Annotated in this window: 2 protein-coding genes; both read left to right on the top strand. The window is 65.4% G+C overall.

Going from position 1 to position 15038, the window contains the following annotated elements:
• Positions 1–27: 27 nt before the first annotated feature.
• Entirely contained in the window at positions 28–1695 is a 1668-nt protein-coding gene (locus FG486_RS16845; protein ID WP_181268435.1) for a ShlB/FhaC/HecB family hemolysin secretion/activation protein, read from the top strand.
• Positions 1692–15038, top strand: a 13347-nt coding sequence (locus FG486_RS16840; RefSeq protein ID WP_181268434.1) for an MBG domain-containing protein, incomplete at its 3' end; no start/stop codon positions are given. The genes FG486_RS16845 and FG486_RS16840, both read left to right, overlap by 4 nt.

The following is a 15038-nucleotide window of genomic DNA, read 5'->3' as shown; positions in this document are numbered from 1 at the left end:
GCGTGCCTTTCAGCTTTTGGGGCAGCCTTGCTGCTTCCCGCGCCGCTGGCAGCGCAGGCGCTGCCTGGCCCCGTGCGCCCTCCCGCCGGAACGTTCGAGCGCGAGAACCGCGCCGCCGAGGTGCCGCTTTCGACCCCGCGCACTCCCTTCACCATCGATCGCCCGCGCACCGACCCGAACAGCGTCGACGATACCCAGAAGGTGCGCGTCACGAAATTCCGCATCACTGGCTTCAACTATCTTGACGAGGATCGGCTGCAGGCGCCGCTCAAGCCGTTCCTGGGCCAGGATCTGACGCTCGCCGACATCTATCGCGCCGCCGACCTGCTCACCCGCGTCTATGCCGACGCCGGTTTTGCATTGTCCTTTGCCATCGTGCCCGAACAGGAGGTGAAAGACGGTGTCGTCGTGCTGCGAGTGGTCGAGGGCAGCGTCGATGCGCTTGAAATCCAGCTCAAGTCGAGCGCCGGACTGGTGGGCAAGACCCGGCTGACCGAGATGGTGCGTCGCCGCTTCACCCCGCTGATCAAGCGCGGCCCGGTGATGGTCGACGAGCTCGAACGTGCGATCCTGACAACGGGCGACCTCGGCGGTCTCGACGTCTCGGTGGTGGTGCGGCCTTCCGAAGCGACGCCGGGCGCGGCCAATCTGCTGGTGGTGGTCAATCTCGATCCGCTCGAGGTCGAGGCGCAGTTCGACAACCGCATCCGCGACAATCTGGGCGAGCGGCGGTATCGCGCCGGGGTGACCGCCAACTCGGTGCTGGTGCCGGGCGACCGTCTGGTGGCCGATGTCCGCGCGACGCTGCCGACCGACGGCTTCGTTTCGGGCTTCGTCCAGTACAGCGCGCCGATTACCGATGATGGCCTCACCGGAACGGTGAGCTATTCGCGGGCGCGATCGCGCGCGGTGCGCGGTTTCCTGTCGATCCTGCAGTTCCGGGGCGAGGAAGAGGTGATCCGCGCAGGGCTCAGCTATCCGCTGCGCCGCACGCGCAATTCCAGCCTGATCGTCGGGCTGGAAGGGACCGCGATCAATTCGGACAGCGGCATTTTCGGCGTCACGCTGATCGACGACCGCAGCCGCTTCTACGAGCTGTACGGCAGCTATGACTGGGCCGCCGCCGATGGCAGCATCGGGCTGTTCCGGCTGGGATTGTCGCAAGGCATCAACGGCCTGGGCGCGACCGGGCGGTTCAATCCGCTGCGCAGCCGGACGCTGGGCGATCCCGAATTTACCGCGCTCAACGGCTCGCTGGTGTGGACCGCACCGCTGTATGGCACGACGCGCGTGCGGGTGAATGCCGAAGCGCAGATCGGGCTGAATGGCGGCGCATCGGCCTCGCGCGAATGCAATTTCGGCGGCGACCAGTTCGGCCGCGCCTATGATTATGGCGCGGCGGGCGGCGACCATTGCATCAATGTCGCCATGGAAGTGAACGATCGGCTGAGCGTCGGCGGCGTGACCGTCCAGCCCTTCCTGTTCGTCGATGCGGGCATATTGCGCCAGAGCGGGCGGCTCGATTTTGCCGAGCTGCGCGTGACGGAACTGTGGTCGGCGGGCGGCGGATCGCGCATCGCCCTGCCTTACGGCCTGTTCGGTGAAATCTATGCCGCCTGGCCCGGCAAGTCGCGCTTCACCCCCGATGGCAGCAACGATCCGCGCATCTTCTTCTCGATCGGAGCGACGCGATGAGCCTGTATCGCAAACGGGGCCAGGGGGCGCGGACGATGCCGGGTTGGCGCGTCGCATTGCGGACGGGCGCGGCGGGTCTTGCCATTGCCTCTGCCCAGGCCGCCTATGCCAATCCCAGTGGCGGACAGGTGGTGGCCGGCCAGGCGACGATCAATGGCCAGGGCACTGGCCGCGTGCGCATCGACCAGTCGAGCGACCGCGTGGTCATCAACTGGAACAATTTCTCGATCGATGCGGGCGAGGGGGTCGATTTCCGCCAGCCCAACGCCCGATCGATCGCGCTCAACCGGGTGACCGGGCCAGAGATCAGCCAGATCCTGGGCGAGCTGACCGCCAACGGCCAGGTCTATCTGATCAACGGCAACGGCATCGTCTTCGGCAAGGATGCCAAGGTCGATGTCGCGGGGCTGGTCGCGACCAGCGCGGACATCGGCAACGAGGCGTTCATGGCGGGCGGGGCGCTGCGCTTCGGCACGCCGGGCCGCGCGGGCGCCAGGATCACCAACCATGGCAATATCACGGTACGTGATGCGGGCATTGCCGCATTTGTCGCGCCGCAAGTGGCCAATGACGGCATCATCACCGCGCATATGGGGCGCATCGCCTTTGGCGGCGCACAGGCGTTCACGCTCGACCTGCATGGCGACAATCTGATCCGCTTCCAGGTCGGCGATGCGGTGACGAAGCTCGACGACAAGGGCGCACTGGTCGGCGTCGACGGTGTCGTCGATGCGCGCGGCGGATCGGTGCTGATCACGGCATCGGCGGCACGCGATCTGGTCAACCAGTCGGTGCGCATCGGCACGCCCCAGGCGGCGAGCATGCAGACCGGGCCCGATGGCAAGGTGTCGCTGGTCGCGGCCAAGGTCGCGATCACCGCGCCGGGCGAGGTGCAGGTGGGCCGGAATGTCGCGATGGACCTGTCGTCCGCAACCAATGCGGCGCCCGCGGGAAGCGCCAAGGGCAAGGGCGGCAAGGCCAGCGATACGGAGAACGCGATCGGCTGGGTCAGCTCGCTGAATGGCGACGGCAGCGCGCCGGGCCAGGCGATGGCGGCGAGCGGCAGCGGCGGCACGCTGACGATCCGCGCGGCGCGGACGATCCTCGACGGTACGATCAACCTCGACGGCAGCAAGACAGGCGGCACCGCGCATATCACGGGCAGCGATTTCCTGTCCTTCGGCTCGATCCTGTCGGCCAGCGGTGTCGATGCGGGCGGCAAGATCCAGCTCGATGCGGGCGGCTTCTCGCTCGCCGGGCGGATCACGGTCAACGCCGCGCTCGGCAAGGGCGGCAGCGTCGATATCAGGACGACGCGCCGCGCGATCGACACCGGCGACGCGTTCATCGATGCAAGCGGCCTGCACGGCGGGTCGATCCGCTATGTCTCGGATGACCAGATCATCTCGTCGGGCAAGTTCCGCGCGTCGGGCAGCCATGGCTTTGGCGGAAATATCGATGTCAGCGCGCCTAGGCTCGACCTTTTCTCGGCGCAATTCTATGCCCAGGGCGGCATTCGTGGCGGCCGGGTACGGCTGGGCGGCGAGTTCCAGGGCGGCAGGAACCTCACCACCGACGAACTGCCCAACGCGCTCAGGCTGGTGGCGACTGATGCGGTGACGATCGACGTTTCGGCGATCGGCATGCGCGGCAATGCGGGCGAGATCGTCATCTGGTCGGACGAGAAGACGACGTTCCTGGGCAATGCAATCGCGCGCGGCGGGATGGTCGGCGGGGTCGGCGGGCAGATCGAGATATCGGGCAAGGAAACGCTGGTCTATCGCGGCACGGTCGAAACCGCGCGCGACGGCCAACGCGGCGGCACGCTGCTGCTTGACCCCAAGAACATCATTATCGCCGATGCCAGCAACGCGCCCAGCCAGTACGGGCTGGTGCTTCAGGCCTTTGCCAGCAATTTCCCGGCGCAGGTCGTGCCCGCCCCGGGGATCGAGGCAGGCGATGGCTTTGGCGTCTCGGTTTCGCTCAATGGCAACCGGCTCGCGGTCGGCGCGCCGGGGGATCGCGGCGCGACCAATGGCCTGACAGATGTCGGCGCGGTCTATCTCTTCACCTTCGCCAACAGCGCGTTCTCGACGCCTGTCCTGAGCGCGGTCATCGGCTCCGGCTATACCGGCGGCAACAACATTTCGGTCGGAGCGCTGGAGGCTGATGACCGGTTCGGTTACGCCGTCTCGCTCTCTTCACTCAGCCTTGCGGTGGCGGCGCGCAATGATGATGGCGCCAACAACGCGACGACCGATTCCGGCGCCGTATATCTCTTCACCTTCTCGAATCTCAGCTTTGGCGGCGGGCAGTTGGCGGGCGTGCTGGGGGCGGGCTATTCCGGGCCTGCCAGCCTCGATGTCGCGAACCTGGGCGCGGGGGACCTGTTCGGGACATCATTGTCGCTCACTTCCGGCCGGCTCGCGGTCGGTGCGCTGTTCGACGATGGCGCGACCGACAGCACCAATGATGCGGGCGCGGTCTATCTGTTCAGCTTCGCCGGGCCGGATTTTGCAACGCCTGTCCTCGAAGCGATCGTCGGCCAAGGCTATTCGGGCGGCAAGAACGTCAACCTCGCGCTCGATGTCGATGACTATTTCGGCAGTGCGGTAGCGCTCGATGGCAACCGGCTCGCGATCGGCGCCGTGTTCGATGACGGCCAGGGCAATGTCGGCTTCAGCCATGGCGCGGTCTATCTGTTCACCTTCGAGGATTCGGAATTCAACTCCGGCAATCTCGAAGCCATTCTTGGCCACCAATATTCTGGGGCCAAGGATCTCGCGATCAGCTTCCTCGAGCCGTCCGACCATTTCGGCAACGCGCTGTCGCTCGAAGGCAATCGCCTGGCGGTGATCGCCCAGCTGGACGACGGCCGCGAAAACGGCGTCACCGATTCAGGCCTGGCCTATCTGTTCACCTTTGCCGACGATGCGTTTTCGGGCGTTCAGTTGGTCGGGCGGATCGGTGCCGATTACGGAGCCTTGGGCGGCAACAACCTGTCGGTCAGCGGGCTGCAGTTTGGCGACACGCTGAGCAGCCTGTCGCTATTTGGCAACCGTCTGGTCATCGGCGTGGCCAATGACGACAGCCGAACCGATGTGGCCACCGATTCGGGCGCGGTGTACCTTTTCACCTTCGGCGACGACCGGTTCGGCGATGGCAGGCAGGTCGGCATTCTCGGCGCAGGATATACCTCGCTTTTCGGCCTGTCGCTGCTGGGCAATGGCCTGGAAGAGCAGGACAATTTCGCAACGGCGGTCTCGCTGGACCGCAACCGGCTGGCGGTCGGCGCGCGGTTTGACGATGGCGCGACCAACACCCGGTCCGATTCGGGCGCCGTCTACCTCTTCACCTTCGGCGATGCGTTGTTCAGCGCGCCGGTGCTGCAGTCGATCATCGGATCGGGCTATAGCGGCGGCAAGAATGTCTCGGTCGGGCGGCTCGAGGCGGACGACCTTTTCGGGTCCTCGGTCTCGCTGGACGGAACGCGGCTCGCGGTCGGGGCGATCGGTGACGATGGCACCGCGATCGCGCAGGGCGATGCCGGTGCCGTCTATCTCTTCACCTTTGCCGACGCCTCGTTTTCGGGTGGCGTCCTGGCGCGTGTGCTCAGTTTCGAGAGCTTCAACGGCAGCGCCATCAACAGCGAAGGGGCGTTGTTCGGCAGCGCGGTCGCGCTTTCGGGGAACATTCTTGCGGTCGGCGCGGCGGGCGACAACGGTTTTGGCGGATCGGACATCGAAGCGGGTGCGGTCCATATCTTCGACATGGGCGATGCGGGCTTTTCCGCGACGCCGCAGCGGCTTGCCACTCTGGGTCTGGGCTATGGATCGGGCGGCCCCAACGATATCGCGGTTCCGGGGCTTGAGACCGGGGACCGGTTCGGCACCTCACTCTCGCTCGACGGCCTGAGGCTGGCGATCGGCGCGCCGAATGACGACGGGGGCAGCACCCCGATCTTCGATTCCGGTGCCGTCTATGTCTACAGCTTTGCGGCCGGCGATTTCAGCGGTGGCACGCTGGAGGCGCGGCTGGGCACCTTTTATACCGGGCTGAACGATTTCGACACCAATGGGGCGGCGGGCGATTTGTTCGGCCAGTCGGTGGCGCTGCGCGGAGTGCAGCTCGTCGTCGGCGCGGTGGGCAATGACGGGCGCAACGGTACGCAGAATAATGCCGGCGCAGTCTATCTGTTCACCACCTCCTCCGGCTTTACCGACATCAGCCAGGCCGGGATCATCGGGGTCGATTATCTCGGCTCGGCACGGGATTTCGACCTGAAGCTCGCCAAGGGGGAGCAGTTCGGTGCGGCGGTGGCGTTCGACGGCGAACGGCTGGTGGTCGGCGCATCGGGCAATGCCGGCCGCAACGGCAGCGCGCCGGGATCGGGCGCAGCCTATCTGTTCACCTTTGCCGGTACCGATTTCGGCAATACCCGGCTGATCGACAAGTTGGGCGCGGGCTATACCGGGTTCAGCAACCTCTCGGTGCCCGGGCTCGAACCGGGTGACGAATTCGGCTTCGCCGTTTCGCTCGACGGCAATCGGCTCGCGGTCGGGGCTCCTGGCGATCGCGGCGCCTTCAACAGCCTCAGCTTTTCCGGTGCAGTCTATCTGTTCAGTTTCGCCGATCTGGCTTTCGGCGCGCCCGTGCTCGAAGCGGTCATCGGGCTGGACTATAGCGGCGGAAAGAACCTGTCGGTACCGATCAACGGGTTCGAACAGTTCGGCTCGTCGGTCTCGCTCGATGGGCTGCAGCTGGCGGTTGGCGCGCCGGGCAACGCGGGCGCGCTGGGCTCGGCGGGTGCCGCAGGCGCGGTCTATCTCTTCAATTTCACCGACCTGCTTTTCTCCGGCGCTTCGCTGCAGGCCACCATCGGGCTGGGCTATGCGGGTGCCCGGGATATCGATCTGACGCAGCTCGCCACGGATGACGCCTTTGGCCGATCGGTCGCGCTGAGCGGAACCCGGCTCGCCGTGGGTGCGCCCGGCGATGACGGGCTGGGCGGCAGCGCCGTGGATTCGGGTGCAGTCTATCTGTTCAGCTTCGCCGATGCCCAGTTCAACAGCGGTATCTTCGAAGGCACGATCGGGTTCGGCTATCAGGTCGGTGCCAAGGACCTGGACATCAATCGCCCTGATACGCAGCTGGAAGCGGGCGATGCATTCGGCACCAGCGTGGCGTTCGACGGATTGAGACTGTTGGTGGGCGCGCCGGGCGATCGGGGGCTAGGCAACAACCTGGCCAATGCGGGTGCCGTCTATAGCATCGCCTTCAACGATGCGGTCTTCAACCTGCCCCAGCTGATCGGCATCATCGGCTCGGGCTATGGCGAGAGCAACGACACCGATATTTCGTTTCTTGGCGCTGCCGACCAGTTCGGGGCGGCGGTATCCGCCTCGGGAGGTCGGCTGGTGGTCGGCGCGCCCGGTGACAGCGGTGCTGACGATTCGGTCGGGGGTTCGGGCAAGGCCTATCTGTTCTCGCTGTCGAACGGCACCTATACCCAGATCGGCGCAATCGGCAGGGGCTATGGCGGCGATCTCGATCTGCCGCTGGGCCAGCTGCAAACCGGCGACGGTTTCGGCAACGCGCTCTCGCTCAACCAGAACCGGCTGGTGGTCGGCGCATCGGGCGACATGGGCGCGGCCAACAAGGATTTCGGGCTCGGCGCGGTCTATCTGTTCGCGTTCACCGGCGGCAATTTCGCCAACCTTTCCTATGCCGGGACATTCGGCCGCGGCTACGGCAGCCCGCAGAACGTATCGGTGCCGGAAGTCTTCCCCAACGACGGCTTCGGCACCGCCGTCTCGCTGACGGCAGAACTGCTCGCCATCGGCGCGCCCGGAGACCGCTCGGCTGACGTCAATGGCACCGATATCGGCGCGGTCTATCTGTTCACCTTCGCCGGTGCCAATTTTGCCGCGCCGACGCTCAAGGGCATATTGGGCAAGGGTTATACCGGCGCGGGCAATTTCGATGTTGCAGCGTTGCAGGATGGCGACCGGTTCGGCAGCAGCGTCTCGCTCGGTGGGTTCAACCCCGATCTGCTGGCGGTCGGTGCACCGGGAGACGATGGCGCCGATGATCTGTCGCCCGATGCGGGCGCGGTTTATCTTTTCCGGTTCGATCCCGGTTTGAACAATCCGGTGCTGGAGGCGACGATCGGCCGCGATTACGGCGGCGGAAAGAATGTCGGGCTGCTCAATCTGGGGCCGGGCGATGCCTTTGGCAGCGCGGTGTCGCTGCGCTTCAATCAGCTCGTGGTCGGGGCTCCCGGGGACGATGGCGGATCGAACAATTTCATCGATTCCGGCGCGGTCTATTCGCTGAAATTCTCGAACACGATCGATTTCAGCGGCCCTGTTCCGGTGTTCAACTATTTCGAATCCGGCAGCCTGATTGGCGTCTATGGCGCGGACTATTCCGGTACCGATCTTCTGGCGATCGGCAATCTGGAGGCGGGCGACCGTTTCGGAAGCTCGGTGTCGCTCGACGGCTTCAACCTGGCCGTCGGCGCCGTTGGCGATGACGGAACCAGCAACGCGCTCGGCGATGCGGGCGCGGTCTATCTGCTGAACTTTGCCGACAGCAATTTCGGATTGCCGACACTGCTCGGTACGCTCGGCAGCGGCTATATTGGGGGACCAAGCGATTTTTCAGTGGGCGAGCTTGACGGTGCCAACGGCTTTGGCGCTTCGGTTTCGCTGTTGAACAACCGGCTGGCCGTGGGCGCGCCCGGTGACAGCGGGTCTTCCGGCGGTGGTCTCGATCGTGGTGCGGCCTTCCTGTTCGCCTTTGCCGGTGCCGCGCTGGAAAGCCCCACGCTGGAGGCCGTCATCGGCTCGGGCTATATCGGTCCGTCGGCTCTGCCGGTCGTCGGCCTGTTTGACGGCACCCGCTTCGGTGCGGCGATAACGCTCGAATCCAACCGGCTGATCATTGGTGCGGCGGGGGACAGCGGCAATGGCGTCGGTCCATCGGCCGGAGCCGCCTATCTGTTCACCTTCAACGGCCCGTTTTTCGCCAACCTCGAGCTCGCCGGGATCATCGGAGGGGCCTATGCCAACGGTCCGACATATTCGCTCGCCGCGCAGGGCATAAACCGTAACCCGCCCGAGAATATCGGCAATTCCGTCTCGCTGGACGGCCAGCTGCTCGCGATCGGCTCGCCGTTCGACAATGGCGCGTCCGGCCTCACCACCGGCGCGGGTGCGGTCTATCTGATCAGCTTCTCGAATGCGCCGGGCCTCAACCTCACGGCACCCGTGCTCGAAGGCGTGATCGGGTCGGGCTATACCGGCGGGAAGAACCTGTCGCTGGCCGGTCTGCAGGCCGGCGACAATTTCGGCGCTTCGGTCTCGCTGTCGGGGTCGTTCCTTGCGGTGGGGGCGCCGGGCGATGACGGCGGGCAGGACGATGTCGCCGATGGCGGCGCCGTCTATACCTTCGCGTTCCAGTCCGGGGCCTTCGAAAACCTCTCGTCGTTCAGCACGGTCGGCAACGGATATGGCGGCGTCAACGATCTGGACGTCGCGCTGGAGGCTGGGGACAGATTCGGTTCTGCCGTCGCCATTTCGCTCACCAACCTGCTGGTCGGGGCACCGTTCGACGATGGCCTGGGCAACGCCGTGGGCGATTCGGGCGCGGTCTATCTGTTGCTGCACAGCCCGTTTGTGGGTGCAGGCGGTGTCATCGGCACCATCGGTGCGGGCTATGGCGGGCTCAACAGCCTGAACCTCGGCGCGCTCGATCCCGGCGACAATTTCGGTTCATCGCTGTCGATGGATATCGTCGCGCGGCAGCTCGCTGTCGGTGCGCCGCGCGACGAGGGGGCGGGCAATATCGGCGGCAGCCTGAGCGCCATCGGTGCGGTCTACACCTTCACCTTTGCCGACAGCCAGGCAGGCGGCGTCGCGCAGGTCGGAGTCATCGGTCGCGGCTATACCGGGGCGAATGACGGCGATCCCGGATCGCTCGACAATGGCGACCTTTTCGGCAGCGCCGTTTCCCTCAACGCCGGGCGGCTGGCGATCGGTGCGCCGGGCGATCAGGGCGCGGGCAATCTCTTCCAGTTCGGCGCCGGTGCCGTCTATCTCTACGGCTTTGCCAATGCCCTGCTGGCCAGCCCACTGCAGCGCTCGATCATCGGCAACGGCTATGTCGGCACGGTCAATGGGGCGCAGCAGATCTCGGTACCGGTGGAAGAAGGCGACAATTTCGGCGCTGCCGTCTCGCTGTTCGGCACCAGCCTCGCCGTCGGCTCGCCAGGGGATGACGGCCCCGCCAACAGCCAGCCGAACAGCGGCGCGGTGCAGTTCTTCCAGTTCAGCGATGCCGCGTTCGGCAGCGGCCGCCTGACCGGCACGATCGGCGCCGACTATCGCGCTTCGGTGGGGCTGGACCTGACGGCACCTGCCGCGCCATCGTTTGCGCAGCTCGGTGCAGGCGACGGTTTCGGCAATGCGGTTTCGCTCGATGGAGTCCGCCTCGCGATCGGGGCCCGGGGCGATGACGGTTCGATCGACGGCCTGATCGATGCGGGCGCGGTCTATCTGTTCACCTTCACCGATTTCCTGTTCGGGGGCGCGACCCTGCAATCGGTGATCGGCCATGGCTATGTCGGCGGCAAGAACCTGTTCGTCACGCAGATCGAGGGGGGAGACCGTTTCGGATCCTCGGTTTCGCTCGACGGCAACCGTCTGGCTGTCGGCGCACCCAATGATGCGGGCGCCGGTAACACGGCCGGTTTTGCCGGCGCCGTCTATCTATTCAGCTTCTCCAACGCCCAGTTTTCCGGTGGAGCGCTCGAAGCCATTGTCGGCCTGGACTATGGGGGCGGCAAGAATATCGGCCTGGCCGATCTCCAGGCCAATGACCGCTTCGGCACATCGGTTTCGCTCGATGGCAACCGATTGGCGGTTGGGGCCGATGGCGACGACGCCGCAGGCAATCCCCCCGCGCTCGAGCGCGAGACCGGGGCGGTCTATCTGTTCACTTTTGCCGATTCGCTGTTCCAGGGCGGTGCGCTGCAGGCCATTGTCGGGCTCGGCTTCGATGCCGGTGGCAACGACCTGGATATCGCGCTCGACGATTTCGACCGGTTCGGCTCGTCGGTGGCGCTCGATGGCACGCGTCTGGTGGTCGGTGCGCTTGGCGATGACGGCAACGGCAACAGCCTGATCAGCCCGGGTGCGGTCTATCTGTTCACTTTTGCGGATCTCGCCTTTTCCGGTGGAATCCAGCGCGGCATCGTCGGCGCCGGCTATAATGGGCCTGGGGATGTCGACACGGCGCTGACGCCATTCGGCATGGGGGACGGAAGCTTTTTCGGCCATTCGATTTCGCTCGATGGAGATCGATTGGCCATTGGCGCGCCGAGGCTCACCAGCTCCGCCGCCAGCCCCGTCAGTTCGGGTGCGGTCTATCTGCTGAGCTTTTCCGACAGCAGTTTTGGCGGCGGCACGGTTTCCGAAATCCTGGGCAAGGGATTTGCCAATTTCGGCACCAATCCCGATTTCGACGTCGAGCTGGACGAGCTCGATTTCTTCGGATCGGCGGTGTCTCTCGACAGCGGCCGGCTCGTGGTCGGCGCGCCAGGGGACGACGGCCTCGGCAACCCTGGCAATGTCGATGATTCGGGCGCGGTCTATCTGTTCACCTTTACCGATCTCGATTTCGGCGGCGTGCGGCTGGTCGGTACCATCGGCTCCGGCTATACACGCGGCCTCGGCACGCCGGTCGCGGGCCTTGAACTCGACGACAATTTCGGCGCGGCGGTATCGCTCGACGGCAACCGCCTGGCGGTCGGCGCACCCGGCGATGATGGTGCGGGCATCAACGTTCCCAACGCGGGCGCGGTCTATCTCTTCTCCTTTGCCAATCCCGATTTTGCGGCACCCGTTCTGCAGGGCATCGTGGGACGCGGCTATAGCGGCGGCAAGAATATCGCGGTGAGCGAACTGACGGCGGGGGCGGCCTTTGGCAGCGCAGTTTCGCTCGATGGGACCCGGCTTGCCGTGGGCGCGCCGGGCGATCCGGGCGCAGCGCGCGGCGTTCCCAATTCCGGCGCCGTGTATCTTTTCACCTTTACCGACACCGACTTCAACAGCGGCGGCCTGCTGGGCCAGATCGGTGTTGGCTATGCCGGCGGCAACAATCTCGGGATCAGCCTCGATGCCGACGACAGGTTCGGCAGCGCGGTCTCGCTCTTGGACACCCGGCTGGTCGTCGGGGCGCCGGGCGACGACGGTGCTGGCAATGCGGTCGCCGATAGCGGCGCGGTCTACCTCATCACCTTCACCGATCCTGCCCTGTTCGGAGCGTCGCTGGCGGGAACCATCGGCCGCGGCTATTCGGGAAGCGGCGACCTTGACCTGACGATATTGGACAGCGCGGACCGCTTTGGCGCGTCGCTCTCGCTTGACGGGTTGCGGCTTGCCGTCGGCGCGACCGGCGATGATGGCGCGCTGGGTGGCAGGGTCAGCGCAGGCGCGGTGCATCTGTTCACCTTTGCCGACACTGCCTTTGCGACGCCGACGCTCGCACGCACGCTGGGTGTGGACTATGCCGGGGCCAATGGGGTGCCCACGCTGGACAGTGGCGATCTTTTCGGATCGGCGGTGGCGCTGCGCGGCGAAACCCTGGCGGTCGGCGCGCCGGGCGATCGCGGCGCGGGCAACGAGCAGGCGGGGGTAGGCGCGGCCTATCTCTTTGCTGTGCCCGGCGCGAGCTTTGGCGGCGACCCCTCGCTCACCTCGCGCATCGGCCGCGGGTATAACGGCCCTGCCGATATCAACTTCGGTCCCACAGGCGTTGCCGACCTTTTCGGCAGTGCGCTGTCGCTCGATGGCGGCAGGCTGGTGGTGGGCGCGCCCGGAGACGACGGTCCCGAAGATCGGGTCGGCAATGCCGGGTCGGTCTATTTCTTCAACACCGCCAGCGCGGTCGGGCTGCCGGGCCTCGGCTTCGGTGACGATCCGGGCGGGGATGTGACGATCAGCGCCAGCGCGCTTGCCGCGATCCTTTCGGGCGGAACCGGCGTCACGCTTCAGGCGAACAACGACATCACCGTCAACGCGGCAATTCTGGTCGATAATCCCTCTGGCGATGGCGGCAATCTGCGCCTGGAGGCGGGCCGCTCCATCTTTGTCAACGCCGGGATCACGAGCGATAACGGCAGGGTTGAACTGTTTACCAACAACATCCTGTTCCCCGGTGCCATCGATGCCTTCCGCGACCCCGGTGCTTCGGTCGTCACCTTTGGCGCGGGCGGATTCATCAACGCAGGAACGGGTCTGGTCGATATACAGATCGGCCCTGGCGCCGGCCTTGCCAATCCGCAATCCGGTGCCATCACGCTGGGCAATATCACCGCCGGCACGATCAATGTGCTCAATGCGGGCTTTTCCAGCCCCGTTCAGGAAGTCATCATTCCTGCGGGCATCACGCTGAACGCCAGCGGTGCCGGAACGGCCATCACGGTCATCGGCAGCGTGTTCACCAACAATGGTGGACCAGGCGCGTTCAACATGACCGGGGGCGGGCGGTTCCTTGTCTATTCCAACGATTACGATGTCATCGAGCGCGGCGGGCTGGTCGGCAACAATCTTTATAATCGCGGTTTCCAGCTCAACCCGCCGGGGTCGATCACCCAGCCCGGCAATCTGTTCATCTTCTTCCGTCAGCCCATCCTGACCTTCACGGCCAACAACGCCACGCGCGAATACGGGCTCGCCAACCCGACCTTCACCGCTGGATTTGCCGGGCTGGTGAATGGCGACAGCGCGGCCTATGCCTTTGCCGGCAACCCGGCGCTCAGCACTTCGGCGTTCACCAGTTCCAGCGTCGGCACCTACGCGATCAACGCGGCTTTGGGCTCGCTGACATCGGATGTCGGCTATGGCTTTGCCTTTGTGCCCGGGACGCTGACGATCACCAAGGCGTTGCTGACGGTGACGGCGGATAACGCTACGCGCGAATATGGCCTGACGAACCCGAATTTCACCGGATCGGTGACCGGCTTTCGCGACGGCGATAACCCCACCGTCATTTCCGGCCTGACGTTCGGCACGATCGCAACGGCTGCGTCGCCGGTTGGTACCTATGCAATCATCGGATCGGGGGCGACAGCGACCAATTACGATTTCAGCTACGTCCCCGGGACGCTGACGATCACCAAGGCGCTGCTGACAGTGACAGCAAATAGCGCCACGCGCGAATATGGCCTTGCGAACCCAGGCTTTACCGGATCGATAACCGGCTTCCGCAACGGCGATACCGACAGCGTCGTTTCGGGCCTGACCTATGGCTCGGTTGCGACCATCGCGAGCGATGTCGGCACCTATGCCATCACCGGATCGGGTGCGACAGCGACCAATTACGACTTCGCCTACGTTCCCGGCACGCTGACGATCACCAAGGCGCTGCTGACGGTGACAGCGGACAATGCGACGCGCGAATACGGGCTCGCCAACCCGTCCTTTACCGGCAGCGTCGCGGGCTTCCGCAATGGCGATACCGCCAGCGTCGTCTCAGGCCTCACCTATGGTTCGGTCGCGACGATCGCGAGCAATGTCGGCACCTATGCGATCACCGGATCGGGTGCGACGGCGAACAATTACGACTTCGCCTACGTCCCCGGCACGCTGACGATCACCAAGGCGCTGCTGACGGTTACCGCGGACAACGCGACGCGCGAATATGGCCTGGCCAACCCGGCGTTCACGGGCACGATCACCGGCTATCGCAACGGCGATACCGCCAGCGTGATCAGCGGTCTGGTCTATGGCAGCAGCGCGGTGCTGAACTCGGGCATCGGCAACTATGCGATCACGGGTTCGGGTGCCACCGCCACGAACTACGATTTCAGCTATGTCCCCGGCACGCTCACGATCACCAGGGCGTTGCTTACGGTGACCGCCGACAATGCAACGCGGGAGTACGGCCTCGCCAATCCGGTATTCACCGGCACGATCAGCGGCCTGCGTGCGGGCGATACCGCCAGCGTGGTTTCGGGCCTGGCCTATGGTACCGCGGCCAACACCGGATCGGCCGTCGGCAGTTATGCGATCACAGCGTCGGGTGGCAGCGCGACCAATTATGACTTCGCCTACGTCCCCGGCACGCTGACGATCACCAAGGCGCTGCTGACGGTGACGGCGGACAACGCGACGCGCGAATACGGGCTCTCCAACCCCGCCTTTACCGGCAGCATCACCGGCTTCCGCAATGGCGATACCGCCAGCGTCGTCTCAGGCCTCACCTATGGTTCGGTCGCGACGATCGCGAGCAATGCCGGAACCTATGCGATCACCGGATCCGGCGCCACCGCGACCAAT

It is taken from the genome of Blastomonas ursincola (assembly GCF_013607875.1).
Lineage (GTDB): Bacteria > Pseudomonadota > Alphaproteobacteria > Sphingomonadales > Sphingomonadaceae > Blastomonas > Blastomonas ursincola.
This window is presented reverse-complemented; position numbering and strand designations above follow the sequence as displayed.